24 protein-coding genes are annotated in these 24818 nt (G+C 71.5%); 14 read left to right on the top strand and 10 right to left on the bottom strand.

What is annotated here, in order from left to right:
* Window positions 1–67: 67 nt before the first annotated feature.
* Genes ID574_RS41080 through rimP form a run of 3 tightly spaced genes read right to left on the bottom strand, consistent with a single transcriptional unit; the run spans window position 68 to window position 1853 of the window.
* Complete coding sequence (locus tag ID574_RS41080) at window positions 68–367, bottom strand: YlxR family protein (protein WP_188194439.1); 300 nt, start codon at window positions 365–367, stop codon at window positions 68–70.
* Window positions 351–1355: a transcription termination factor NusA gene (gene nusA, locus ID574_RS41085; RefSeq protein WP_223167601.1), complete on the bottom strand. Its 1005-nt coding sequence runs from the start codon at window positions 1353–1355 to the stop codon at window positions 351–353. The genes ID574_RS41080 and nusA overlap by 17 nt, the downstream gene beginning before the upstream one ends.
* Window positions 1356–1367: 12 nt before the next feature.
* Window positions 1368–1853: a ribosome maturation factor RimP gene (gene rimP / locus ID574_RS41090; RefSeq protein WP_188194440.1), complete on the bottom strand. Its 486-nt coding sequence runs from the start codon at window positions 1851–1853 to the stop codon at window positions 1368–1370.
* A 216-nt stretch (window positions 1854–2069) separates the two neighbouring features.
* Between rimP and ID574_RS41095 the strand changes: the two genes are divergently transcribed.
* Window positions 2070–2537, top strand: a complete 468-nt coding sequence (locus ID574_RS41095) for a hypothetical protein (RefSeq protein ID WP_188194441.1) — start codon at window positions 2070–2072, stop codon at window positions 2535–2537.
* Window positions 2534–3013 carry a ferritin-like domain-containing protein gene (locus tag ID574_RS41100; RefSeq protein ID WP_223167602.1) on the top strand — a complete coding sequence of 160 codons (480 nt, stop codon included), beginning with the start codon at window positions 2534–2536 and terminating at the stop codon, window positions 3011–3013. The genes ID574_RS41095 and ID574_RS41100 overlap by 4 nt, the downstream gene beginning before the upstream one ends.
* On the opposite strand, the gene ID574_RS41105 is transcribed toward ID574_RS41100, so the two are convergent.
* Entirely contained in the window at window positions 2990–4060 is a 1071-nt protein-coding gene (locus tag ID574_RS41105; RefSeq protein ID WP_223167603.1) for an ArsR/SmtB family transcription factor, read from the bottom strand. The two genes, ID574_RS41100 and ID574_RS41105, sit on opposite strands and share 24 nt — an antisense overlap.
* 68 nt (window positions 4061–4128) lie before the next feature.
* Between ID574_RS41105 and ID574_RS41110 the strand changes: the two genes are divergently transcribed.
* A complete protein-coding gene (locus ID574_RS41110) occupies window positions 4129–4980 on the top strand; it encodes an alpha/beta hydrolase family protein (protein ID WP_188194443.1) in 852 nt (283 codons plus the stop codon).
* Window positions 4981–5206: 226 nt separating this feature from the next.
* On the opposite strand, the gene ID574_RS41115 is transcribed toward ID574_RS41110, so the two are convergent.
* A complete protein-coding gene (locus ID574_RS41115; RefSeq protein ID WP_188194444.1) occupies window positions 5207–6949 on the bottom strand; it encodes a proline--tRNA ligase in 1743 nt (580 codons plus the stop codon).
* Between the two features lie 96 nt (window positions 6950–7045).
* Window positions 7046–7717 carry a hypothetical protein gene (locus ID574_RS41120; protein WP_188194445.1) on the bottom strand — a complete coding sequence of 224 codons (672 nt, stop codon included), beginning with the start codon at window positions 7715–7717 and terminating at the stop codon, window positions 7046–7048.
* Window positions 7718–7841: 124 nt separating this feature from the next.
* Here ID574_RS41120 and ID574_RS41125 point away from each other — a divergent pair, with 124 nt between their 5' ends.
* Window positions 7842–8789, top strand: a complete 948-nt coding sequence (locus tag ID574_RS41125; RefSeq protein WP_188194446.1) for an acyl-CoA dehydrogenase family protein — start codon at window positions 7842–7844, stop codon at window positions 8787–8789.
* Between the two features lie 576 nt (window positions 8790–9365).
* Here the strand turns inward: ID574_RS41125 and ID574_RS41130 are convergent.
* Window positions 9366–9851 (bottom strand): hypothetical protein, encoded by a 486-nt coding sequence (locus ID574_RS41130; protein ID WP_188194447.1) that lies wholly within the window; start codon window positions 9849–9851, stop codon window positions 9366–9368.
* An 89-nt stretch (window positions 9852–9940) separates the two neighbouring features.
* Between ID574_RS41130 and ID574_RS41135 the strand changes: the two genes are divergently transcribed.
* From ID574_RS41135 to ID574_RS41160, 6 genes are read left to right on the top strand one after another with little or no spacing between them, the layout of a single operon-like run.
* Window positions 9941–11008, top strand: coding sequence for an LLM class flavin-dependent oxidoreductase (locus ID574_RS41135; RefSeq protein ID WP_188194448.1), 1068 nt, complete (start codon window positions 9941–9943; stop codon window positions 11006–11008).
* On the top strand, window positions 11008–12063 hold the full coding sequence (locus tag ID574_RS41140) for a hypothetical protein (RefSeq protein WP_188194449.1): 1056 nt from the start codon (window positions 11008–11010) through the stop codon (window positions 12061–12063). The genes ID574_RS41135 and ID574_RS41140 overlap by 1 nt, the downstream gene beginning before the upstream one ends.
* Before the next feature lie 10 nt (window positions 12064–12073).
* Complete coding sequence (locus ID574_RS41145) at window positions 12074–13612, top strand: AMP-binding protein (protein WP_223167604.1); 1539 nt, start codon at window positions 12074–12076, stop codon at window positions 13610–13612.
* 33 nt (window positions 13613–13645) lie between these two features.
* Entirely contained in the window at window positions 13646–14833 is a 1188-nt protein-coding gene (locus ID574_RS41150; RefSeq protein ID WP_188194450.1) for a class I adenylate-forming enzyme family protein, read from the top strand.
* Between the two features lie 8 nt (window positions 14834–14841).
* Window positions 14842–16143 (top strand): FAD-dependent oxidoreductase, encoded by a 1302-nt coding sequence (locus ID574_RS41155; RefSeq protein WP_223167605.1) that lies wholly within the window; start codon window positions 14842–14844, stop codon window positions 16141–16143.
* Window positions 16127–17284, top strand: coding sequence for a DUF6986 family protein (locus tag ID574_RS41160; RefSeq protein ID WP_188194451.1), 1158 nt, complete (start codon window positions 16127–16129; stop codon window positions 17282–17284). Before ID574_RS41155 ends, ID574_RS41160 begins: the two co-directional genes overlap by 17 nt.
* Window positions 17285–17289: 5 nt before the next feature.
* Here ID574_RS41160 and ID574_RS41165 read toward each other — a convergent pair whose 3' ends face one another.
* Window positions 17290–17970 (bottom strand): copper homeostasis protein CutC, encoded by a 681-nt coding sequence (locus ID574_RS41165; RefSeq protein WP_188194452.1) that lies wholly within the window; start codon window positions 17968–17970, stop codon window positions 17290–17292.
* A 204-nt stretch (window positions 17971–18174) separates the two neighbouring features.
* Here ID574_RS41165 and ID574_RS41170 point away from each other — a divergent pair, with 204 nt between their 5' ends.
* From ID574_RS41170 to ID574_RS41185, 4 genes are all read left to right on the top strand, one after another.
* Complete coding sequence (locus ID574_RS41170; protein ID WP_188194453.1) at window positions 18175–18780, top strand: TetR/AcrR family transcriptional regulator; 606 nt, start codon at window positions 18175–18177, stop codon at window positions 18778–18780.
* A gap of 75 nt (window positions 18781–18855) precedes the next feature.
* Window positions 18856–20283, top strand: a complete 1428-nt coding sequence (locus ID574_RS41175) for an alpha/beta fold hydrolase (RefSeq protein WP_188194454.1) — start codon at window positions 18856–18858, stop codon at window positions 20281–20283.
* Window positions 20284–20347: 64 nt separating this feature from the next.
* Entirely contained in the window at window positions 20348–21667 is a 1320-nt protein-coding gene (locus ID574_RS41180; protein ID WP_188194455.1) for a sensor histidine kinase, read from the top strand.
* A 4-nt stretch (window positions 21668–21671) separates the two neighbouring features.
* Window positions 21672–22322, top strand: coding sequence for a response regulator (locus ID574_RS41185; protein ID WP_188194456.1), 651 nt, complete (start codon window positions 21672–21674; stop codon window positions 22320–22322).
* A gap of 235 nt (window positions 22323–22557) precedes the next feature.
* Here the strand turns inward: ID574_RS41185 and ID574_RS41190 are convergent, their stop codons facing one another.
* Window positions 22558–23160, bottom strand: coding sequence for a GNAT family N-acetyltransferase (locus tag ID574_RS41190; protein ID WP_188194457.1), 603 nt, complete (start codon window positions 23158–23160; stop codon window positions 22558–22560).
* A 200-nt stretch (window positions 23161–23360) separates the two neighbouring features.
* Complete coding sequence (locus tag ID574_RS41195) at window positions 23361–24098, bottom strand: GntR family transcriptional regulator (RefSeq protein WP_223167606.1); 738 nt, start codon at window positions 24096–24098, stop codon at window positions 23361–23363.
* Between the last annotated feature and the right edge of the window lie 720 nt (window positions 24099–24818).

Below are 24818 nucleotides of genomic sequence, written 5' to 3' on the forward strand. Positions count from 1 at the left end.
ACGTCTTCATCGCCGCGTGCTCATCAGGCGCTCATAGCAATCTGACTCCGCCCATCAACTCGGCGTCCTACATGACATTTCGTGGTTCTCCCTCCAGGTGCGCCCGCACGGGCGACACGTCGAGCGGCCCCGGCACGCGAAACGCGCGCAAGAACGCTCGGCGGCGCTCGGCGAGCTCCAGACAGCTCAAGGACGGATGCAGCGATGCACCCCTACCAGGGAGCCGTCCTCGCAGGTCAGGGACCACATGGTCCTCGACCCGCACCAGGCGGAGCAGCTCGGACTTAGCCGTGCGAACCCTGCAGCCCACACAGGTGCGCTGTGGGGCCGCCTGGCCACCATATTCCAGCTTACCGTGTTGACGCATCTACGGAACCGGCGGCATCTTCCGCCTGGGTGTCGGGCCGGATGTCGATCCGCCATCCCGTGAGCCGCGCGGCGAGCCGGGCGTTCTGCCCCTCTTTCCCGATGGCCAGCGAGAGCTGGTAGTCGGGCACCGTCACCCGCGCGACGCGTCCCTCCAAGTCGAGAACCTCGACATGTGAAACACGTGCCGGCGAAAGGGCATTCCCGACGAACTCCGCGGGATCCTCCGACCAGTCGATGATGTCGATCTTCTCGCCATGGAGCTCGGTCATCACGTTGCGGACACGCGAGCCCATGGGGCCGATGCACGCGCCCTTGGCGTTGACGCCGGGCTTCCGCGACCGGACCGCGATCTTCGTACGGTGTCCCGCCTCGCGGGCCACCGCGGCGATCTCGACGGTGCCGTCGGCGATCTCCGGCACCTCCAGGGCGAACAGTTTCTTGACCAGCCCGGGATGCGTGCGCGACAGGGTGACGGAGGGGCCCTTGTGTCCCTTCTTCACCTGCACCACGTAGGCGCGGATGCGCTCGCCGTGCACGTAGTCCTCCCCCGGGACCTGCTCGGCGTGCGGCAGCACGGCCTCGATCTTGCCGAGGTCGACGAGCACCACCCGGGGATCCTTGCCCTGCTGGATGACGCCGGAGACCAGCTCGCCCTCACGGCTGGCGAACTCGCCGAAGTTGATCTCGTCTTCGGCGTCGCGCAGCTGCTGCAGGATGACCTGCTTGGCGGTGGTGGCGGCGATCCTGCTGAAGTTGTTGGGCGTGTCGTCGTATTCCCTGACGACGTCGCCCTCCTCGTCGAGCTCGGCTGCCCAGATCGTGACGTGACCGGTGCTCCTGTCGAGCTGGGCGCGGGCCTTGGAGGCCGCGCCCTCGGTCCGGAAGTACGCGATCAGCAGCGCGTCCTCGATCGCCTTGACCACCAGGTCGAAGGAGATGTCCTTTTCCCGTTCCAGGCTGCGCAGGACGCTCATGTCGATGTCCACGGCGGCTCCCCCTTAGCCTTCGTCGCCGTCGACGTCGTCGATGCGGCGGAACTCCACCTGCACCCGTCCCCGGGTCAGGTCCACGTAATCAAGCCGGCGCGCGGTGCCCGCGACGTCGAGGTCGACGCCGCTCTCGTCCGCCGCCAGGATGCGGCCCTCCAGCACGGTGCCGTCCTTCATCTCGGCCTTCACCAGGCGTCTGGCCGCGCGACGCCAATGGCGCGGCTCGGTGAGAGGACGGTCGACGCCCGGCGAGGAGACCTCGAGCGTGTAGGCCGCCTGGCCCATCGAGTCGTCGTCGTCCAGCGCCGCGGAGACGGCCTGGCTCACGTCGGCCACGTCGTCGAGGCTGACGCCGCCGTCGCGGTCGACGATCACGCGCAGCAGCCGTCTCTTGCCTGCCTGGGTGACCGTGATGTCCTCCAGGTCGAGGCCCTCCGCGCTGACCACGGGCTCCAGGAGCTTCATCAGGTGGTCGCGGGGTGATGCGCTGCCCATATCGACCTCCCCTATTGTCATGTCTCAGCCGGGCGGACCTCGCCACTGGCTCTGCGCCGCCTGGCCGCTCAGCCAGCGACGATAGTGACACCCTATCCGTACGAGGGCACGGAAAGAGCGCCACTCGTCACGGTCGAATGGCGAGCGTCGCCGACAGCGATCCCGGGCACCAGCCCGTACGATGCTAGCGTCCGTAGTCAGCTGGAGGTCCCGCTCGTGCGCCCGCGTCACCTGTCCCGGCGAGTCCTGCTGGCGGGCGGAGCGGCCGCGCTCACCGCCTGCAGCGCCTCGGGCCCGCCGCAGCCGCCCGCCAAGGCCCCTGACTCCCCCGAGACGCTCCTGCTGAAGGAGCTCATCGCCGACAAGGAACGCACGATCGCGCTCTATTCGTCCCTGATCGCGGGCGGGGCGGAGAAGCTCGGCCCCTTCCGCGACCGCCACCAGGCGCATCTGAACGAGTTGCGCAAGCACGTCACGGCCACCGCCTCCGCCACGGCCTCCTCGTCACCGTCGTCCACCGCCTCGCCGAAGGTGTCGCTGTCGAAGCTGCGGGATCTCGAGCGCAAGGCGGCGGCCCTGCGGGCGCGCCAGCTCGCGGGCGTCTCGCCCGGCGTGGCCCAGCTGATCGCCAGCATCGGCGCCTGCGAGGCCGCCCACGCCGTCGCCCTGCCGGGGTCGCTGTGAGCCCCGACGACGTCGAGAAGCTGCGCAAGGCGCTGGCGGCCGAGCACGCGGCGCTGTTCGCGTACGGGCTGCTGGGCGCGCGCACCTCCGGCTCGCTGCGCGATCGGATGAGCGCGGCCTTCGACGCCCACCGGGCCCGGCGCGACCAGCTGCGCTCGTTCATCACGACGCGGGGCGGCCGCCCTGTCGAGCCCGACGCGTCCTACGCCCTGCCGTTCTTCCCCTCCAACGCCACACTGGCCGCCAAGCTGGCGGTGCACCTGGAGACCGGGGTCACGGCGGCCTATCTCGAGCTGGCGGCCGCACACGACGTGTCGTTGCGCCGCTACGCCGCGCTGGCCATGCAGGAGGCCACGACCCGCGCCTACGCCTTCCGCCCTGCCCTCCCGCCCGCCTTCCCCGGCATGCCGGCGTCCGCGGCGTCGTCGTCGCCCTCGGCCTCCTCCTCGCCCTCACCTGTACAGGACGGAGAGTAGGTCGGGTCCGAGGCGTTCGACGGCGGCGGCGTCCAGCTGGTAGTAGACGACGGAGCCGCGCCGGTGGGTGTGGACGAGCTGCGCCTCCCTGAGCCTGCGCAGGTGCCGGGAGACCTGGGGCGCGGTCATGCCGAGCTGCGTGGCCAGCTCGGCGGTGGGCACCGGATGGCGCAGGATCGCGTAGCAGAGGCGCAGCCTGGTCGGGTCCTGGAGCACGGCGAGCCTGCGCCTGGCCGTCTCCAGCGTCGGCGTGGCGGCCTCGTCGGGGCTGTACTGGATGACGACCGGGTAGCCGGGATAGTGCTTGATCACGAAGTGCGGCCGGCCGTGGACCGTGGGGACCAGCAGGCAGGGACGCCCGGCGTGCACGCGTGCGGTGGCGTTGTAGAGCTTGTCGAAGACGATCCGCAGCGGCCCGGCGGACGGGCCCGTGGCCACGGCGGCGGCCGGGTAGTCGGCGAGGGCTCGCGCGCCTCTGTTGCGCAGCTCGCGGTCGCGCAGGGCGCCGTCGCGGTCGAGTGCGGGCCGCAGCGCGGGCCATTCAGCGTCGAAGGCCGCGGCCGCGAAGGCGGCGAGGAAATCGAGCAGCTCGCCGCGGAACGCCTCCGGGTCCGCCCGCAGCCTGGCGCCGATCTCCATGCGGCTGGTGGAGATGAGCCGGAGCCGATGCAGCATGTCGTCGCCCAGACTCGGGACGAGCTCGGTCTCGTTCTTGCCGATCAGGGCCTGCACGGTCATCGCCACGAAGTCGCCGACGGGCAGCTCGGCCACCTCCCGCAGCTCGGCGGCCAGCGTGCGGCGCGGACCCGCCGACAGCGGCAGCAGGTAGCGGGCGCGGAAGGCGCCCCAGAGCGGCGCCCAGGCGGTGGCCGTGGCCAGAAGCCCGCCGTCCACGCCGCGGTGCGCCCGGGCCACCCAGCCCGCGCTGGCGGGGTGGTGGCCGGGCTCGTCGAGGGCGTGCAGGCAGGCGCACAGCTCGGCCAGCGGCGACTGCTGCACGGCGACGGATCCGGCGCCGGGTGAGTCGAGGAGGAGCGTGACGGCCACCCTGCAGATTACCGCGCCGGCGTCAATCTCCTTGTGATCGAAGCGATGTTTGCGCAGGCTGAGGCTCCATGGCTGAAGCATTGCACGTCGTCAGGCATCCGACCGGGTTCTATTCGGCGGGGGCCACGACCGTTTTCGCGTCGCGATACGACCAGAGGTTCTCCTACTGCCTGTACGTCCCGTCCGCGCACGACCCGGACGGCGCGCCGCTGCCGATGGCCGTCCTGCAGCACGGCACGGCGCGGCGCGGCCCGCAATACCGTGACGACTTCGCCAGGTGGGCGGAGGAGCACGGCTGCCTGGTGCTCGCCCCGCTCTTCCCCGCCGGCATCGGCGACCCCGACGACCTGCACAACTTCAAGTTCCTCCGGTACGGCGACATCCGCTTCGACCACGTGCTGCTGGCCATGGCCGACGAGGTCGGCGAGCGCTTCAACGTGGACGCGGGGCGGTTCCTGCTGCACGGGTTCTCCGGCGGCGGCCAGTTCGTGCACCGCTTCGCGTACCTGCACCCCGACCGGCTCGCCGGGTTGTCCATCGGCGCGCCGGGGCGGATCACGTACATCGATCACAGCAGCCCGTGGTGGGTCGGGCTGAAGGGGTTCGAGGAGGAGTTCGGCCGGGCCCCGCGGGTGGCGGAGCTGCGGGACGTGCCGGTGCAGATGGTCGTGGGCAGCCTCGACGTGGAGACCTGGGAGATCAACAACCGGGGGGACGCCAACTGGATGGACGGCGCCGACGCCCACGGGGTCACGCGCGTCGAACGGCTCAAGGCGCTGCGCGACAACTTCGAGGCCCACGGGATCTCCGTGCGGTTCGACGTCGTGCCCGGCGTGGGCCACGACCCGATGCGGGTTCTGGAGCCGGTCAAGGCCTTCTTCGCCTCGATCCTCGCCTCCCGGGAGACGGCCCGGTCGTGACACCACGTGTGCGCGGCTGAGTCAGGCGACTCCCGCCGCAGCCATCGTGCCGCCTATGCCACACCGTGCCGTCGCGCCATGCGGCCGTGTATTGCCCACGCCATGTGCGGCCGTTGTTGCCCACGCCGCGCGGTACCCGACGCCCCGAGGGCCCATGTGACGCAGCACCCGAGTGACAGGCCGTCGCCGGGCAGGGCGCCCCCGGTGACGGGGCGCCCGTGCCAGGTCAGGCGATGGCGGCGGTGATGTGGGCGGGGGCGTCCGACAGGGGGATCTCCGACTTCTCGCCCGTCACCCGGTCGCGGAGCTCCACCACGCCCTGGGACAGCCCGCGCCCGACCACCACGATCGTCGGCACCCCCAGCAGCTCGGCGTCCTTGAACTTCACGCCGGGCGACACCTGAGGCCGGTCGTCCACCAGGACGCGCAGGCCGCGCGCCTCCAGCTCGGCGCCCAGCTTCAGTGCGGCCTCGACCTGGTTTTCCTTGCCGGTGCCGACGATGTGCACGTCGGCGGGGGCCACCTCGCGCGGCCACACCAGACCGAGCTCGTCGTGGGCCTGCTCGGCGATGACCGCCACGGCGCGCGAGACGCCGATGCCGTAGGAGCCCATCGTGATGCGGATCGGCTTGCCGTCGGGGCCGAGGGCGTCGAGGCCGGCGGCGTCGGCGTATTTGCGGCCGAGCTGGAAGATGTGGCCGATCTCGATGCCACGGTCGATGGACAGCTCGGAGCCGCAGCGGGGGCAGGGGTCGCCGGCGCGCACCTCGGCGGCCTCGATCGTGCCGTCGGGGGTGAAGTCGCGGCCCGCCACGACGTTGGCGGCGTGCTTGCCCGGCTCGTTGGCGCCGGTCACCCACGAGGTGCCGGTGACCACGCGGGGGTCGACGAGGTAGCGGATGCCTAGCTCGCGCAGGACCTGCGGGCCGATGTAGCCGCGTACGAGGCCGGGGTGCCGGACGAAGTCCTCGGACTCGAAGATGGCGGGCTCGCCGGGCGCCAGCGCCGCCTCCAGACGCTTGAAGTCGACCTCGCGGTCGCCCGGCACGCCGATGACCAGCGTCTCGACCTTGTCGGAGCCGGGCGTGGAGACCTTGACGACGACGTTCTTGAGCGTGTCGGCCGCGGTGATGGACAGGCCGTGGTGCTCGTTGACGTACGACACCAGCGTCTCGATGGTCGGGGTGTCGGGGGTGTCCATCACCCGCTGGGCGGGGATGTCGTCGTACGCGCGGGCCGCGGGCGCGGGCGTGGTGACGGCCTCGGCGTTGGCGGCGTAGCCGCACGAGTGGCAGGCCACGAACGTGTCCTCGCCGGTGGGCGTGGGCGCGAGGAACTCCTCCGACGCCGACCCGCCCATGGCGCCCGACTGGGCGAACACGATCTTGTAGCGGATGCCGAGCCGGTCGAAGGTCTTGATGTACGCCTCGCGGTGCTGCTCGTAGGAGCGCTTGAGCCCGTCGTCGTCGAGGTCGAACGAGTAGGAGTCCTTCATGAGGAACTCGCGGCCCCGCAGGATGCCGGCCCTGGGCCTGGCCTCGTCGCGGTATTTGGTCTGGATCTGGTAAAGGGTGACCGGATAGTCCTTGTAGGAGGAGTATTCGCCCTTGACCATGTCGGTGAAGAGCTCCTCGTGCGTGGGACCGAGGAGATAGTCGGCGCCCTTGCGGTCCTGGAGCCGGAACAGCGTGTCGCCGTATTCGGTCCAGCGGCCGGTGGCCTCGTAGTATTCGCGGGGCAGCAGGGCGGGGAAGAGCACCTCCTGGGCGCCCATCCGGTCCATCTCCTCGCGGACGATCCTGGTGACGTTTTCCAGCACCATCTTGCCCAGGGGCAGCCAGGAGTAGATGCCGGGCGCCACGCGGCGGACATAGCCGGCGCGGACGAGGAGCTTGTGGCTCGGCACTTCCGCGTCTGCCGGGTCGTCCCGCAGGGTGCGAAGAAACAACGACGACATGCGCAGCAACACGGCTACTCCTTGCTCGAACCTGGATGTGGAGGATTACAGGCTATCGAGTTGGGGAAGCCGTTCGCTCGGGCTTATTGGGCGAGGCCACGGCGGAGATCAGACCGCCAGGGGTATCCAACCCGCCACGAAGCCCGCCAGGCCGGTCACGAACAGGCCGGAGAAGACCGCAGACAGGGCGAGGGAGCGGATCCGGGAGCGAGTGCTCCGGCGCAGGGCGAGCACCACGCCGACCGCCGCCAGCCCGACGGCCAGCGCCGGCATCGGCCAGAACGAGCGCTCGCCGTCGATGAACCCCGGCGTCGCCCGGTCCACGATGTCGGCGATCAGCGCCGCGCCGACCGCGCCCGCCGCCAGGTCGCCCCAGGCGTCGTCCCTGCGGGTGACGTACGCGAGCAGGCCCAGGCCGACGAGCAGGGCAAGGGTCCAGTTGAGCCCGGCGGCGCTGCCGCCGATGATGTCGAAGGCGAGGTCGCCGCGGACCGCGCTCGCGCCGATGGCCGCGACCAGCGTGGACACCGCCGCCAGGAACGTCGTCAGCAACGCCCAGCCGAATCCCGACGCGCTGACCCCGACCCCCAGGCTCAGGGCGAGGTAGACGTACGGGTCGTAGAGCTGGTCGATCCAGCCGGGGCCGCGACCGGAGACGAGCATGCCTGCGAGGCCGACGACCAGTCCCCCCAGGAAGGCCGCGACCAGGTGCCGTTCGATGGCACTCTGCCGACGGTCGTACTCGGCGAGGTCGGCGTAGTCGATTGCGGTGTTGTTCATCTCCATTCCCCGGTCAACCCTTCCCCTGGCGGCCCTAGGGATGACCAGCTCCAGATTATGTGAACCTACACAAAAGGCAAATTTCGGTCATACCTCTACCAAATCAAGCAATCGCTTGGTTAGCATGAGGGCCGTGTCGCTTCCCGATGAGCTCCGCGCCGTTGTCCGCGACTACCTCGCCGGGCGTCCCGGCGCGTCCTGGCGGGAGTTCGCGCGCGACGTGGGCGTCGCGGGGCTGCTCGTCCCCGAGGAGTACGGCGGCGCCGGATGCGGACCGGCCGAGATGACCGCGGTGGCGGAGGAGCTGGGGCGGGTCCTGTCCCCGCATCCCTTCCTGCAGTCGGCGGTGATGGCCGTCGCGGCCGCGACCGCGTGTGACGCCTCCGGCGTGCTGGCGGCGCTGGCCGAGGGGTCGGCGACCGCGACCGTGGTGCTGCCGGGGGACGGCGAGCTGCGGCTGGCGGGCGGGCTGCTCACGGGCGTGGTGCCGTACGCGCTGGAGGGCGACCTGGTGCTCGTCTACGCCGGGGACGCGCTGGTGGAGGCCGCGCCGACGCGGCGGGAGCCGTACCCGACCATGGACGAGAGCAGGCCGCTGACGCGGCTGACGTTCGAGGAGGTCCCGGTACGGCGGCTCGGCGACGGCGGGTCGCATGCCCGCGTACGCGACCTCGGCATCGCGGCGCTGGCCGCCGAGCAGGTGGGCGGGGCGCAGCGGTGCCTGGAGATGGCCGTGGAGCACGCCAAGCGGCGGGAGCAGTTCGGGCGGCCGATCGGGTCGTTCCAGGCGATCAAGCACAAGCTGGCCGACGTGCTGCTCCTCGTGGAGTCGGCCAGGTCGGCGGCAGGGGCGGCGGCCAGGGACGGGGTGTTCGCGGCGATCGCCGGCTCGTACTGCACGGAGGCGTATCTGTCGGCGGCCGGCGAGAACATCCAGGTCCACGGCGGGATCGGGATCACGTGGGAGCACCCGGCGCACCGATATCTGAAGCGGGCCACGTCCGACGCGCAACTCTTCGGCCCGCCCCAGGCCCACCGCGCCCGCCTGGCCCCCCACGTCCTCGGCACCTGACCCGCCCCGGCGGACCACTTTCCAGCGGCCGTCGCAGGATCATCACCGCACGGCGGCCGGTGCGGCGCCTGCAGGAGCGGCGTGGAGACAAGCGGTACGGGCGGACACGCCACGGGCAGTGGCGGCACGGGCGGCGCAAACAGGCAGCGGCAGGCGCGGGGCATGGCACACACGCGGCACGGCACACCCGCGTCACGGCACACGCGGGGCAGGGGCAGGGGGCCGGCGAGTAGCGGACATGGCGCGGCGCCACCGGCCAGCGTGCGCCTGGGCACGGTTTGGGCGCCCAACGCACGGGCCGGCGCGGATGGCCCGGCGCACGCGAGCGTGGCCGGCGCAGGCGAGCGGCGCGGACGGCTCCGGCGCGAGGCAGGGCCGGGCGGTGCGGCAGGTGCGGTGCCGGTGGACGCGGCGCCGGTGAGCGCGGCGCGAGCCGACGGCGCTGCAGGGCGCGCGTGGCCGGGGACGATGGAGGCGTGGGCTCGGACGGTGGCGGGGCGGGAAGAGGCGCACCAGGGCGCCTTGCCGGACCGCGCCGGACCGCGCCAGGGGTGCGCCAGGGTGCGCCGGGAAGGTCTAGCCGCCCAGGAGCTCTTCCCAGGGGTGGCGGGCGTTGGTGCGGCGGGTGGTGTCGAGGGCCTCGGCCAGGCGCCAGAAGCCCGGCCGGGCGCGTACGGTGGCCCGCCCCATCGGGTCGATCGCCCGCAACTCGAACCGTACGCCCATCACGTCCAGCACAGCGGAGGCGTCGCCGCCCGGACCCGCCTCGGTGACGAGCGACCCTTCGTAGTCGGGATCGCGCACCTGCTCCGCCAGCAGGGCGGCCGCCTCGGACGCGTAGGGACCGTCGCGCCACTCGATGTGCCAGCTGTGGTCGGCCCCGCGCCACCACGTCAGGTCGCGGCACGACTCGATGAAGTCGGCCTCGGTCGCCAGGGCGGCCATCACCCGGCCGAACGCCTCGTAGCGGCGGGCACTCGTGAGCGAGAGATCGTCGTCGCCGTGATCGAGGACCGTGGTTTCCTTCGGCCGCCTCAGCGCGTGCTTTCGCTTCACAGGCATCCACTCTGATCGGGCCCGCGCCCTTCCCGCAAGTCCTTGCTGCTGATACTCTCTACCAAGCGAGCGCTTGGTTCATCAATGGAGGCCGGATGACGTCGCTACGGATCAGCCTGGGGTACGAACTGGAGGTCCGCGGCCGCACCCGCGAAGTCGAGCAGCAGGCGTTCCACAACGTGGTCGAGCAGGTCGTGCTGGGGGACCGGCTGGGATTCGACACCGCCTGGTTCGTCGAGCACCACTTCACCAGGGGTTTCTCCCACTCCTCGGCTCCCGACCTGGTCCTGGCCGCCATCTCCCAGCGGACCGAGCGCATCCACCTGGGGCTCGGCGTGGTGCTGCTGCCGTTCCAGTCCCCGATCCGCACGGCGGAGCGGGTGGCCACGCTGGACGTGCTGAGCGGCGGGCGCGTGGAGTTCGGGACGGGACGCGGGGCCTCGCCGCTGGAGTACCAGGCGTTCCAGCGGCCGTTCGAGAAGTCGCGGCAGATCTGGGAGGACTCGCTGGAGGCGACGCTGGCCATCTGGCAGGCCGACGGCGAGCCGATCAGCCGGTCGAACGAGTTCTTCGAGATCCCCGACGTGGCCGTCTACCCCCGGCCGGTCCAGCGGCCGCACCCACCGGTGTGGGTGGCGTCCACGTCGCTGGAGGGCTACCTGGCGGCGGCCAGGCACGGCTACAACCTCCTCGGCATGACGATGCTCAAGGGCATCGACGACGTAGCCGCCGACATCACGAAATATCGGGAATGTCTGGCGGAGCATGGCTTCGACCCGGCAACCCGCCGCGTCGCCCTCATGATCCCCTGGTTCGTCGCCCCCACGCGGGAGGAGGCCAACGCCACGGCCGCCGACCCCGTCCTGTGGTACATCCGCCGCCAGGTCAACCTGGTGACCCCGCCCGACTACTACGACGCCCGCCACGCCACCCACCGCGTGCTGGGCCAGCTCGCCGCCGGGCTGCCGCCCGAGGAGGCCATGGCCACGCTGCGCGAGCACCTCATGGTGGTGGTGGACGACGTGGAGGGCTCGCGCAAGGCCCTGGCCAGGATCGCCGAGGCCGGCGCCACGGACCTCATCATCCAGGCCCAGGTGGGCGGGCTGGCGCACGAGCGGGTGTGCGAATCGATGACGCTCTTCATGACCGAGGTGGTGCGTTGATGACCCGTTGGCTCACTCGGGACGATCTCGGGGCGGCCGCGCACTCCGCCACCGGCCTGCTGCTCGTCTCCCCCGACGCGTCGAGCGTCTTCCCGCTGGGCCCGGACGACCGTACCGCCGCCGCCGGGCTGACCGCGGCGGCCCTGCGGGCGGCCGGGGTCGGCGAGCGGGACCGCGTGGCGGTGGCGCTGGCCGAGCCCGCGGGCGCACTGTGGACCGCCGCCGCGGCCGACGTCGCGCAGGCCGCCGCCGACCTCGGGCCGCGCGGCCGCATGCGCCTGCACCACGCGTTGTCCGCGCTCAGGGCCACCACGCTGGTCGCCACCCCCACGGGCGCGATGGACTTCCTCGCCCGCCTGCACCTGGAGTTCCTCCTGGACCCGCTGGATCTCGGGCTCAGGAACATCGTCCTGACCGGCGAGATCGCCTCGAAGCGCACGCTCGGCCATCTCGCCTGGGAGTTCGGGGCGCGCGTCACGGAGGTGTACGCGAGCCCGTTCGGCGGCGGAGCTCTGGCCTGGCGGGCGGCGGAGGAGGATCCGCTCACGCCGCTGGCGGACGGCCTGCTGGGGCTGGCGGCCCTGGCCAAGGACGAGGCCCCCGGTCCCGGGCTCGCCGAGCTGGTCGTCACGCCGCACGGGCATTCGACGCTCGGCGACGCCGTGCTCAGGACCGGGCAGGTCGCCAGGGCCGACGGCGACGGCATACCGGCGCCAGCCCACACCGTGGGCGAGCACGTGCTGGTGAGAGGCGTGTGGCTGGCGCTGCCCCGCGTCGAGAAGGCGCTGTCGAAGATCGACGGCGTGGCCGGTTGGGAGCTCGCGATCAGCCGCCAGGGCACGCTGGACGCGGCCGTGCTCACCGTGACCTTCAACCGGGAGAGCCTGGTCGGCAACCCCATGTGGCGCTCGCGGATCCAGCAGGCCGTCCAGGCGCTGACCCCCGTGTCGATCGACGTGGAGATCGCCCAGGAGGTCTCCGAGACGCCCCGGCCAGGCACGGTGAACGACCTGCGCGGCCACCACCTGGGCAGGGACCGGGCTCTCATCACCTAGGGGGCGAGCGATGGCACCGGACTGGGGGACGCTCCCCCGCATGCTGCGCGACCAGGCGGCGCACCACCCCGATGCCGTGGTGATCGCAGAGGGCGGCACCCGGGTGACGTTGTCGGAGCTGCGGGCGGCGGCCGCCAAGGTCGCCCGCGGCCTCATCGCCCTCGGCGTCGAGCCCGGCGACCGCGTGGCGATGTGGGGGGTGAACTCGGCGTACTGGGTGACGCACGCGTTCGGGATCTGGGACGCGGGCGCGGTGATCGTGCCGCTGTCGTCGCGGTACAAGGGCATCGAGGCCGCCCAGCTCATCGAGAAGACCGGCGCGAAGGTGCTGATCACCGGCGAGGGGCCCGGCGCCGTCCCGCTCGCCGGGCTGCTGCCGCCGCTGCCCGCCCTGAGCCACACGATCGTCCCCCCGGCGCCGGAGTTACGCGCCCTCGCCGCGCGGGTCTCCGCGCGGGAGGCGGAGGACCGTGCGCTCGCCGTCCGCTCGGACGACCTGTGCGAGATCATGTCCACGTCGGGCACCACCGGCACGCCCAAGGGCGTGATGCTGGACCACGCCCAGGTCGTGCGCGGCTACTGGGACTGGTCCGAGATCGTCACGCTGGACGAGCGCGACCGCTACCCGATCATCGCGCCGTTCAGCCACGGGTTCGGGCTCAACGCCGGGCTCGTGGCCTGCGTGATGCGCCGCGCCACGATGCTGCCGATTCCGATCTTCACGCCCGACGCCCTCATGTCGATGATCTCAGCCGAGCGCGTCACGATCCTGGCCGGGCCGCCCACGTTGTTCGCCCGGATCCTGGACGAGCTGGAGCGCGGCTCCTGGGACGTGTCGTCGCTGCGCGTGGCCATCTGCGGCGCCGCCGCCGTACCGGCGCCGCTGATCAGGCGGCTGGTCGAGCGGGTGGGGCTGGAGCGGATGATCAACGCGTACGGGCTGATGGAGGGCACGGTCGTCTCCATGACGCGGGCCGGCGACCCCATCGAGGTCATCGCCGGCACCACAGGGCGGCCCGTGCCGGGCATCGAGGTCAAGATCGTCGATGACGACGGCAAGGAGGTCGCGCCCGGCGAGCGCGGCGAGATCCTTCAGCGCGGCTACGGCGTGATGCGCGGCTACTGGGATGACCCGGAGAAGACGGCCGAGGCCGTCGACGCGGACGGCTGGCTGCACACAGGCGACGTCGGCGTGCTAGACGAGCACGGCAATCTGGCGATCGTGGACCGCAAGAAGGAGCTCTACATCGTCAACGGTTTCAACGTCTCCCCCGCCGAGGTCGAGTCGCTGCTGCTGCGCGAGGGGTCACTCGCCCAGGCGGCGGTCGTGGGCGTGCCCGACCCGGGCACGGGTGAGGCGGGCATCGCGTACGTGGTGCCCAGGCCGGGCGCGACCGTCGTCCCGGAGGCGCTGATCGCCTGGGCGCGGGAGAACATGTCCAACTACAAGGTCCCGAAGCGGGTCGTCGTCCTCGACTCCCTCCCCACCAACGTCAACGGCAAAATCGACAAGATCGCACTGCGCGATCGGGCGCGGCGGGCGAGTTAAGTTGGAAGTGCGTCCGCTGTCCCAGGAGCTGCCATGTTGCGCCTGCTGGCCGGTGCGGCCGCACGTAGGTTCGGGGCGCGCGCGGCCGTGGTCACCGGCTGCACTTCGCTGACCTTCGCCGACCTCGACCGGCTGTCCGACGAGGTGGCCGCCGGGCTCGCCCACCGGGGCATCCGGATCGGCGACATCGTGGTTCTCGCGCTGCCCGACGGCCCGGAGTTCGTGATCTGCCACGTCGCCGCCGCGAAGATCGGCGCGGTGGCCGCGGGCCTCGGCACCGAGCGCGTGGGGCTGCTGGACACGCTGGACCCGGCCATCGTCATCACCGTTCCCGGTGTGCTGCCGCCGATGTCCGGGCTCGACGTGGTGACGCTGCCGGTCGGGCACGATGACGGCGGCGGACGGCACGATTACGACCCCGCGCCGCTGACCGGACTGCGCAGGGCCGAGCCGCCACCGCCGCCGTTCCCGCCCGACCCAGGCCGCCCGGTGGTCATCACGTTCACGTCGGGCAGGACCGGGCCGCCCAAGGGCGTGCTGTTCGGCGAGCGCCAGCTGGAGGCCATCCGCGTCCACGGGGCGGGGACGCGCTGGGGCACGGGCGAGGCCCGGCTGGTGCCGCACCCGCTCGGCCGGCTGGGGTTCGCCACCCGGCTGCCGGTGTTCCTGCAGACCGGGCGGACGTGTCACGTGCTGCCGTCGTGGAGCGTGGACGGCGTCATGCGGGTCATGCGCGAGCACGCGATCGGCGTGCTGCAGGGCACCCCGGACCAGCTGGCCGGCATCCTGGCGTGCGACGGCGACCTGCCCGGCCTGACGCTCGTCCTGTCCAGCGGCGCCCCCGCCCCGCCCGAGCTGATCAGCGCGCTGCGGTCCAGATACGGCGTGCCGGTCTGCAACCGCTACATCTGCACCGAGGCCGGGCTGGGCCTCGGCACGCGGCCCGACGACCCGCCCGAGGACGCCGAGGTGAGCGTCGGCCGGCCGCGCGCCGGGGTGGACGTGTCGGTAAGGGACGAGCAGGGCCGCGTCCTGCCTCCCGAGGAGCCCGGTGAGGTGCTTCTCCGGTCGGAGGCGGTCATGAGCGGCTACGTTGGCAACAGCATCGATCAAGCGGTTTTCGCCAAGGACGGGTTCGTCCGCACCGGCGACCGGGGATACATCGATCACACTGGCCGGTTGCATCTGGTGGGACGCGTGCTCAGGGCGGCCGGGTCTTAGGAGGCAACGTGGCGTTGCGTGTGGCGGTCATCGGATCGGGCCCCGCCGGGATCTACACGGCCGAGGCGCTGGTCAAGCAGTCTGCTGAGCCCGTGCAGGTCGACGTGCTCGAACGTCTGCCGACACCGTACGGGCTGGTGAGGTACGGCGTCGCACCCGATCACACGTCGATCAAGTCGATCGCGAACTACCTGCGGAGGGTTCTGGAGCTGCCCGAGGTCCGCTTCCTCGGCGGCGTCACCCTCGGCGAGCACGTCTCCGTCGACGACCTGCTGGGCGCCTACGACGCGGTGGTCTACTGCACGGGAGCGATGGTCGACAGGAAGCTCGGCATACCCGGCGAGGACCTGCCCGGCAGCGTGGCCGCGACCGACTTCGTCAACTGGTACTGCGGTCACCCCGACGTCGATCCGGGCCGGTTCACGCTCGACAGCCCCGAGGTCGCGGTGATCGGCGTCGGCAACGTGGCCGTCGACGTGGTCCGTGTCCTGGCCAAGACCGCCGACGAGCTGCGCGCCACCGACGTGCCGCACGACGTGCTGCAGCGCCTCTCCGAGAGCCAGGTCAAGGCCATCCACATGGTCGGCAGGCGCGGCCCCGAGCACGCCAAGTTCACCCTGAAGGAGCTGCGCGAGCTGGGTGATCTCGCCAACGCCGACGTCTGCGTGCGCCCCGACGAGGCCATCGTGCTCGGCGGCGACTTCCCGCGCCAGGTCCAGGGCAACATCAAGGTCCTGCAGTCATGGGCGGCCCGCGAGCCGGTCGGCCGCCCGCGCCGCCTCGACGTGCGCTTCTGGCTGCGGCCCGTGGAGATCCTCGGCGCCGAACGGGTCGAGGGGCTCAAGCTCGAACGCACCCGGCTGTCGCAGGAGGGCCGCGTGGTGGGCACGGGCGAGTTCGAGACGCTGCCGGTCGGCATGGTGCTGCGCTCGGTCGGCTACCAGAGCGTTCCGCTGCCCGGGGTCCCGTTCTCGGACAAGACCATGACCGTGCCGAACGAGGCCGGCCGGGTCCGCGACCGCGAATACGTGGCAGGCTGGCTCAAACGCGGCCCTACCGGGGTGATCGGCACCAACAAGTCCGACGCCGCCGAAACCGTCCGTACGCTGCTGTCCGACCTGGAAGGGCGCGACCGTGTGGCGGCGCGACCCATCGACGAGCTGCTGGCAGAACGCGGCATCAGGCCCATAACCTACGACGAGTGGCTCGCGATCGAGGCGGCCGAGGCCGAGCTGGCCAGGTCCCTCGGCCGCGGCGAACGTGTCAAGCTCGTCGGTTTGGAGGCCATGCTCCGTGCCTGCCGTCCCTGATCTGCCGCCCGGTTTCGCGGCGGCCTACCGGGCCCAGCAGGCCCGCTACCCGCAGCTGTCCGCCTCGCCCGGGTGGCAGCCGGTCCACACGGTGTACGTGCCGGCCGACCGGTTCTCCGCCCACACCGTGGCCGAGTGGCGCGACCAGGCGTTGTCCCTGGTCAAGGCCCATATGGGCGGGCCCGTCGAGCTGGCCGAGGTGTTCGGCGCGCCGGAGCGGCTCGCCGCGGCCGTCCACGAGAAGGTCCTCGCCAAGCTCGCGCACGAGCCTATCGAGGACCTTCGGATCGACTTCGAGGACGGCTACGGCGTACGCCCCGACGAGGTCGAGGACGGGCATGTGGCGCAGGCCGCCGAGGCGGTGGCCGCGCTGCACGCCGCCGGGGCGCTGCCGCGCCGGTGGGGGCCGCGGGTGAAGTCGTTCGCCGACGGCGACCCCCGGCGATCGGTGCGGACTCTCGACGGCTTCGTCACCGGGGTGATCGAGCGGGCCGGGTCGCTGCCTGACGGGTTCACGGTGACGTTCCCGAAGGTGCTGATGGAGGACTACCTCGGGCAGTTCGCGGACGTGCTGGAGCGGCTGGAGGCCGGGCCGGGCGTCCGCCTGCGGTTCGAGATGCAGGTGGAGGCGCCGCAGACGCTGCCGTTCCTGCGTGCCGAGCTGGCCGAGGCGCTGGGCGGGCGGCTGGCGGCGGCCCACTTCGGCGTGTTCGACTACACGGCCGCGCTCGGGCTGCCCCCGCACGAGCAGCGGCTCGACCATCCGGCCTGCGACCACGCCAGACACGTGATGCAGACGGCGTTCGCCGGCACGGGCGTGGAGCTCTCGGACGGTTCGCTCGCCGCCTCACCCGCCTCCGACCGCAGGGCCGATGTGCACGCACTGTGGCGGCGGCACGCCGAGCTGGTGCGCCACTCGCTGCGGCACGGCTTCTACCAGGGCTGGGACATGCACCCGTCACACCTGGTCAGCCGGTTCGCCACCGTCTACGCCTTCCATCTGGCGGACTACGACTCCTACCGCGAGCGCGTGACCGCCTGGGAGGAGCAGCGGGACGCCGGGGGCGGCGTCATGGACGAGCCCGCCACGATCCGCACCCTCGCCGCCGCGCTGCGCAGGGCCGACGCCGCCCTGCACTGACCGGCTCAGTCGCGCTCGACCAAGGCCCGCCACTGGCGTACCAGCCGCCACTCGACCGGGTCCGACCAGCTGGCCCGCACCGCCGATCCGACGTGGAAGGCCCGGATGCCGTAGTCCAGCAGGACGGGCACGTGTGCCGGGCGCAGGCCTCCGCCGGCCAGGATGATCGACCCGTCGCCCGCCTCGGCGCGGGCCCGTAACACCGGCAGGCCGTCGCCCACGCCGGTGGGCGAGCCCGAGGTGAGCACGGTCGCGAGGTTGGGCAGCAGACGCACGGCACGCCAGGCCGCCTGGATGTCGGCCGCGTGGTCGACGGCCCGGTGGAAGGTCCACGGCAAAGGGGACACGGCGTGGATCAGCGCCTCGGTGGCCGCCAGATCGACGGCGCCCGCGCCGTCGAGGAACCCGAACACGAATCCCGCCGCCCCCGCCTGCGCCAGCGCCTTGGCGTCCCGGCCCAGCCGCTCGAGGGCGTCGGGGTCGGCGGCGAAGTTGGCGTCGCAGCGGAGCATCACCATCTGGGGAAGAGGGCATTCCGCGGCGATCGCGGCGACCGTCTCCGGAGAGGGGGTCAGCCCGTCGGCCGCCATGTCGGCGACGACCTCCAGCCGGTCGGCTCCGCCCTGTTCGGCGGCCACGGCGTCGCGCACGTTGAGCGCGATCACCTCGAGCAGGGATCCGGTCATGGAGGAGAGGTTATATGGTGATCTGCGGCTTTGCGCCAGGAAGGCCCTGCCGCGCGCTCACCTCGAGCCGCGCCTCTCAGTTGTTCGGAAAGGTCCGTGTCTGCGGCAGCGATCGGCTGGGCGGCGATGTGGTCGCGGCTTTCAGCGCTCCGCCGGAGGGCCGGGCCTAGTGCCTGACGGGCAGGTCTGTCTACAGTTAGTTGGGTGACCAACTCACCGGAATCCCGTGCCGCGGGCAAGCGGCGGCGGCTCATGTCCGCGGCCGCACGGGTGCTGCACGAGCAGGGCATAGAGCGCACCACCATCGCCGACATCGCCAAGGCCGCCGATGTCCCCGTGGGCAACGTGTACTACTACTTCAAGACCAAGGACGAGCTGGTCCAGGCCGCCCTGAACGAGCATGCCGCCCACCTGGCCCAGCTCACCGGTGAGCTCGGCAAGCTGCCTGACCCCCTCGACCGCCTCAAGGCGCTGGTCGACACCTGGGTGGGCCGGCGCGACGTCGCGGCCCGATACGGCTGCCCGACCGGCACTCTGGCCGCCGAACTCGACAAACGCGACGACGGCGGGCTCGACCTGGAGGCGGCGAAGGTGATCCGCCTCCTCCTCGACTGGGCGGAGGACCAGTTCCGCCAGGCCGGCCTGCCGAACCCCGGCGACCTCGCCCTCACCTTGGTGGCGGGCTATCAGGGCATGTCCCTGCTGGCCAACGCCCTGCGCGACCCGGACGTCATGACCCGCGAAGGAGCCCGCCTCACCCGCTGGCTCGACTCGCTTCCGACGGAGAGCGGCGGGGCGGGCCTCACCTGACCGACGCCGAAGATCTGCGCGGATGTCTATCGAAAGGTGGACGATCTGGCCGGGGCCCTCCGTCAGGCTTCCGGCATGAAGAACTTCGCACGTCATACGGCGGCGCCGGCCATGGCGCTCTGCCTCCTCGCCACACTGGCACCCCAGCAGGCGTCGGCCCGCAGCACGCTCGGCTGGGGGCCGTGTCCGGACGGTGACGGCGGTCTCGGCATGGAGTGCGCCGCACTTCGCGTACCGGTGGACTGGTCCCGTCCCGGCGGACGGAAGATCACCCTGATGCTCGGCCGGCTGGCCGCCGACAGGCAGGGCAACGGGGCGGTGCTGGTGAACTTCGGCGCGGGAGCGCCTGGCATCATGGCGCTGCGTGACCACTTCTCCGGGTCGTTCACCGACCTGCGTCACGACATGGACATCGTCACCTGGGATCCGCGCGGTTACACCAACGGATTGAGCACTCCGCTGCCCTGTCAGATCAGGAGCAGGCCGGACCCACCACTGCCTCGCGATCAGGCCGGGTTCGACGAGATCGCGGCCCGGAACCGGGCCGTGGCCGACGAGTGTCGCGATCCGGACCCGGCGCTGTTCGACAGCATCGGCTCGGCGACGCACGCCCGGGACATGGAGGCGATCAGGAAGGCGCTCGGCGGCTCCCGGCTCAACTTCTACATGGGCTCGTACGGAGGAGCGTTCGGGCAGGCGTACGCGCGGTTGTTCCCCCACGGAATCCGCACGATGGTGCTGGACGGCACCGGCAACATGACCCATCCGGAACGCGAGCACCTCGCCCGCGCCCGTGACAGCGAGCAGCGGATGCGCCGCTTCGTCACCTGGTGCGCGAGCGAGTCCTCCTGTGTCCTGCGCGGGCGCGACATTCCCCGGCTCTGGCAGGCGGTGGTGGCCCGCGCCAACCGCACACCGCTCGAGACGTCCCGCGGGCCGCTGGACGGCTACACCCTTCAGGAGCGTCTCGCCGCGGCGCTCCTGTGGGCGGGCCCTCAGCCGACGCCGGGCCCCGCGGGATGGCTGACAGACTGGCCCCGCATCGCCGAGGCCATCGCCGACGCCGACCGGGGCGACGGCTCCGGATTCGCCGCCGTCCCCGGGCTCGCGGGCCCGGCACCGGACATCGTCGCCTGCCAGGACATGCCCCGGCACAAGAACTACGCCGCTCTGGCCGCCACTTTGGCCACGCTGAGGCGCCTCGTTCCCAACACGGGCACCGGGGGGACGACGGCGGGCAGACTCGGATGCCTCGGCTATCCGACGCCCGTCACCTTCCCCGGCGGGCCTCTTCCGCAGGACGTCCCGCCCCTCCTGGGCGTCGGCACCTGGGGCGACTTCCCGGCCACGAATCGGGTGATCGAGCAGGTCAGGGGCAGTGTCTCGATCTATCACGACGGGCCGGGCCACGAGCTCTACATCTCCGGCAACGCCTGCGTCACCCGCCACGTGAACACCTATTTCCTCTCACGCGCTCTGCCCGAGTCCGGGACCAGATGCTGAGAGGATGCGCCCGCGCCGGCTCCGGCTTGCGCGTCCACGGCGGGCGGGGGCCAGGCTGGCTCTCATGGCGCTCTCCCTTCGCGACGGCGGGCTCTCAGGAGCGGTGATTGGCGTGATGGACGACAACCAAGCGCGACTGCCCGTCATGCTCTGGCGGCGGCTGACTCCGGCATGGCAGGACGTCCTGCTGGCTCTCGCGGTCGCCGCCACGGCGTGGGGCGGCGCGGTGTGGGAGGCGTCCACGCCGCTCCAGAGCGTCGGCACGCGGCAGGCGCCAGATCTGCCAGTGCTCCTGGCGGTGCTGTGTGTCACGGTGGCGGGGCCGCTCGTCGTCCGCCGCAGGCTTCCCGTCACGGCGGCGCTCGGCTCCCTCGCGGCAGCGCTGCTCGGGCCAGGGCTGCTCGGGCTGCTGCCGACCATGTGGCCCGTACGGCTCGCCGCGGCGCTCGCGTTCTGCTCAGCGGCCTATCACCGTCCGCGGCGCTTCGCCGTGCTGCTGGCCGTCTCGCTCACCTCTGCCATCATGCCCATGTTCCTGGCCACGCCGTTCAGCGGTTGGGTGGGCGCGGCGGGGCCGCCGGGCATCGGCCCGTCGCTTCTGGCCCAGGCGGCTCTCATCGGCGTCGCACCGGTCGCCACCGGCTACGCCCTCCGCCTGCGCCGCGAGCGGGCCGAGCAGCTGGCCCTGCTGTACCAGGAGCAGGCGGCGCGGGCGGTGGCCGAGGAGCGGGCCTGGATCGCACGTGAGATCCACGACGCTGTGGGCCACCATCTGACCGCGATCCGCATGCAGGCCGGCGCCGCCGCCCACGTCCAGGCCGGCACCTCACCCCTGGCCACCAGCACGTTCAGGACGATCATCGACCTGGCCGCGACGGCATTGCGCGACATCCGCCTGCTTCTGGACGCGCTTCGCGACGACGGCCACACGACCACGTCCATGGGCGCCACCTTGGGGCTGGACGACCTGCCGGCACTCGCCGCCCGCCTGTCCACGCCCGCGTGCCGCATCGAGGTGACCCGGACCGGCCAGGACGCGCCACTCGCCGCACTCGTGGACCACTGCGGCTACCGCCTGGTCCAGGAGGCCCTGACCAACGCGGTACGGCACGCCGGAGCCACGCGGGCCGACGTACGCGTCCACCGCGAGCGCGACTGCGTCACCCTCGTCGTCGAGGACGACGGGCCCACCACCCCGCCACCCCACAGCAGCCTTCCCGGCCCTGGAACAGGCCTGCACGGCATGCGGGAACGCGCCCGCCTCCTCGGCGGCGCGCTCAGCATCGCGCCCCGCGTTCCGCACGGCTGGCGGATCCACGCGGTCCTGCCCGACAGAAGTCCCTCTGCCTGGGAGGACGCCCACAGGACCGCGGCAGGAGGATGACGCCGTGACGATCCGCGTGCTGATCGCCGACGACCAGGGCGAGGTCCGCTCGGCCCTGCGGCTGGTGCTCGACGCCGAACCCGACATCGAGGTGATCGCCGAGGCGGCCGACGGCGCCCAGGCGATCCGCTGCGCCCGCGCCGCCAGACCGGACATCGTCATCATGGATCTCCGCATGCCGCGCATGGACGGTCTGTCCGCCATCCGCGCACTCACCGCCCCCGCCCCCGAGCAGGCTCCCACCGTCATCGCGCTCACGACGTTCGACCTGGACGAGTATGTCTTCGGCAGCCTGCAAGCGGGCGCGGCGGGTTTCCTGCTCAAGGACAATGAGCCCCGCGTGCTGATCGAGGCCGTCCGCGTGGCCCACCGCGGTCACGCCCTCATCGACCCACAGGTCACGAAGCGCCTGATCCGCCGCTTCGCCGCCCTCAGCCCGGGCCCGCCACCAGCCGCCCTGGGCCGCCTCACTCCCCGCGAACGCGAAGTCCTCGCCCTCGTCGGCGAGGGCCTGACCAACGCCGAGATCGCCCGGACCCTGTGGATCGAGGAGGGCACGGTGAAGACCCACGTCAACCGCATCCTCACCAAGCTCGGTCTCCGCACCCGCGTGCACGCCGCCCTCTACGCCCATCAGCACGGCATCACCCGATGAGTCCACGACCTCTCCCGGCCCGTACGTTCTTCCGCCCGTTCATGCGGCCCTTCCCTGGATCTCACGGTGCCACAGGACTTCGCGGACGCGCGCGATGCCGGGGTCAGGTGCCTGCGGTAGGTGGTGAAGGGCAGTCCGTGCGGGTCAGGCGCCCCCAGGAACGCATGAGCCCACCCGGAGCGGGTGGGCTCACGCCGGTCGGCCGAGGGGCTCACACCAGGGGATGGTGCGGGCTTCAGGCGGTGATCAGTTCGGCGGCCGTCAGGTCGCGGAAGACCGTGGTCGGGAGGTCTTCGGAGGCGCGCTGGAAGAGGGCGCCCGAGGCGCGGTGGGGAAGGTCCACCGTGCGGATGTGGCGGAAGCCGCGGCTGCGGTAGTACGCCTGGAGGCGCGGGTTCGCCTTGGCGCAGTCCAGCCGGACCCAGGGCAGGCCGGAGGCGAAGGCCGCGGCGCTGGCCCAGTCCAGCAGGGCGTCACCGAGGCCGCTTCCGGACCACGGCCGGGCCACGGCGAGCTTGTGGATGTAGAGCGCCGCGCCCGGATCGTCGGCCGGTGTCCAGAATTCCGGGTCGGCGTGGTCGTCGAGGGCTATGGTGGCGACCGGCGGTGCTGACTCGTCGGGGTCGAGATAGCGAAGCTCGTCGTCCAGCAGGAACAGCACCCGCTCCTCTATGAGCGGCTCGATCCGCTCGGGGCCGAACCCGTTGCGGGGCCACTGCCGCACGCCCTGCGTGTAGAGCCACTCGGCGGTGTCCGCGAGCAGCGTGAGTACGCCGGGAAGGTCCGATGGTTCCGCGCGGCGGAGTGCGAGCGGGTGAAGCAGGGTGTTTGTGTGCATAGTCCAACTCCCGTTGCGTTGGGTTTCTACGCGAGCGCATAGCGTGATGACGCAATGTCGCGTAAGGGTGAATTGGGGCCTCAACCCGATATATATGGATAAATGGCGATTTAGGGGAGTATGCACGACTCCCCCAGGCCAGCGAGGCGGCTATTTCTCGCTGCGCCCGGCCGGCGGGATCACCCCTTCACCCGAGCCCTTCAGCGGCGGTCGAGCTCGTATCTGATCAAATGTTTGTCGGCGGGAAGCACCGACACAGCGACACGCACTGGCATGTCGGCCCCGTCGTACCCAACTCGGACGTACACCATGACTGGCGTGCCGAGCTCGAGTTGGAGGCGCTCGGCCTCCTCCTGGTTGGGCATGCGGGCCCAGATGTCGTCGACGACGCGCACCTGCGCATGACCCAGCTCCTCCAGCACCCGGTTCGCCCCTCGCGCGATGTCTCCGGGCCTGGCGATCTCGGAGTCGGCAACCAGATCACGGGGAAAGTAGGAATCGTTGGTGTTGTACGGCTGGCCGTCCACGAAACGCAGACGGCGTCTCACCACCGCCAATTCCCCATCAGCCAACTCCAGCCTGCTGGCGATCTCCTCCACCGGAGACACCGTCAGCACCTCGATGTACTGGCTTGGCTCGCGGCCTTCCTGCGCCACGGCGTAGGCGAAGGCCTCCCGCAGTTCCCCAGTGGGTTGCGGCTCCAGCTCCCGCTGCGGGTAGATGAGCAACGGTCGCCGGTCTCTGACCACGGTTCCGCGCCGCGGCGTGCGCGTAACGAGCCCTTCATTGACGAGCTCCCCGAGGGCCAGCCTTACGGTGTTCCTGCTCACCCCATGGTCTTCCATGAGTTGTGCCTCGGTCGGCAGCTGTGCCCCGGGGCCGAGGACACCCGAGTAGATGGCTCGACGCAACTCCGCAGCCACCTGCTGATACAGCACCGACCTTGCCACTTTCACCCCTTTTGTTCCAACAATTTAGACGATCTGGTTCTAGCAGGCCACAACCCCTTGACCGAACCCCCTTGAGCGGCCCATCATCCATTCGTTGGTACAAATCCATCTAAAGGCCGGTGAGGGGGTGAAGGCCAGTGTTGCCGGTCCGCACGGGTACGCCGTACCTGCCCTGGCATGACCCTGGTGACGCAACACGTTTACTGCGTGACGCGTTGCCCCGCCAGGGTTTCACCCACACCTACCAGAGCAATCGGCATGGCGAGTCCGTGCAATCGGTGTTGACTGAGCTGACCGTGTGGTGCGATGACGGATCCTTTGTCTGGAACGAGGAGGGTGGCGCCCCCGTCACGCACCCCATTGATGACCCGGTTGGTGCAGCTCAACGCATCGCCGCACGTTACCGGCAGCAGGAGCCTCCACGCTCCCCCATCGACTCCGTGTGCGATCACACGGCCTAGGACTCCATCCCTCGCCGGAGTCCTGGCGCCGCCGCTCACGGGGCAGGAAGCGCGTCCTGGCGGGTCCCCCACGCCCGCCAGGGCGCGTTTTCCTCATTTGGGGACCGACCGATGGAGCTCTTCCTCCCGACAGGGTTCTCACTCCCACTGGGGTTTACGCCGCGCCGGCGGCCCCCGGGCCGGTCGGTACGGCCGGACGGCAGGCATGACCGCAACCGGTGGCCGCACGGCCACCATCGCCACCAAG

The sequence above is a fragment of the Nonomuraea sp. SYSU D8015 genome (assembly GCF_008065375.1).
In the GTDB taxonomy this organism is placed as follows: domain Bacteria; phylum Actinomycetota; class Actinomycetes; order Streptosporangiales; family Streptosporangiaceae; genus Nonomuraea.

Bases quoted from the DNA above. Each gene is read 5' to 3' on its own strand.
- ID574_RS41080 (WP_188194439.1), bottom strand. From the start codon at position 367: ATGCGTCAACACGGTAAGCTGGAATATGGTGGCCAGGCGGCCCCACAG.
- rimP (WP_188194440.1), bottom strand. From the start codon at position 1,853: ATGGGCAGCGCATCACCCCGCGACCACCTGATGAAGCTCCTGGAGCCC.
- ID574_RS41110 (WP_188194443.1), top strand. From the start codon at position 4,129: ATGGCTGAAGCATTGCACGTCGTCAGGCATCCGACCGGGTTCTATTCG.
- ID574_RS41120 (WP_188194445.1), bottom strand. From the start codon at position 7,717: ATGAACAACACCGCAATCGACTACGCCGACCTCGCCGAGTACGACCGT.
- ID574_RS41125 (WP_188194446.1), top strand. From the start codon at position 7,842: ATGAGGGCCGTGTCGCTTCCCGATGAGCTCCGCGCCGTTGTCCGCGAC.
- ID574_RS41130 (WP_188194447.1), bottom strand. From the start codon at position 9,851: ATGCCTGTGAAGCGAAAGCACGCGCTGAGGCGGCCGAAGGAAACCACG.
- ID574_RS41135 (WP_188194448.1), top strand. From the start codon at position 9,941: ATGACGTCGCTACGGATCAGCCTGGGGTACGAACTGGAGGTCCGCGGC.
- ID574_RS41140 (WP_188194449.1), top strand. From the start codon at position 11,008: ATGACCCGTTGGCTCACTCGGGACGATCTCGGGGCGGCCGCGCACTCC.
- ID574_RS41145 (WP_223167604.1), top strand. From the start codon at position 12,074: ATGGCACCGGACTGGGGGACGCTCCCCCGCATGCTGCGCGACCAGGCG.
- ID574_RS41150 (WP_188194450.1), top strand. From the start codon at position 13,646: ATGTTGCGCCTGCTGGCCGGTGCGGCCGCACGTAGGTTCGGGGCGCGC.
- ID574_RS41165 (WP_188194452.1), bottom strand. From the start codon at position 17,970: ATGACCGGATCCCTGCTCGAGGTGATCGCGCTCAACGTGCGCGACGCC.
- ID574_RS41175 (WP_188194454.1), top strand. From the start codon at position 18,856: ATGAAGAACTTCGCACGTCATACGGCGGCGCCGGCCATGGCGCTCTGC.
- ID574_RS41180 (WP_188194455.1), top strand. From the start codon at position 20,348: ATGGCGCTCTCCCTTCGCGACGGCGGGCTCTCAGGAGCGGTGATTGGC.
- ID574_RS41190 (WP_188194457.1), bottom strand. From the start codon at position 23,160: ATGCACACAAACACCCTGCTTCACCCGCTCGCACTCCGCCGCGCGGAA.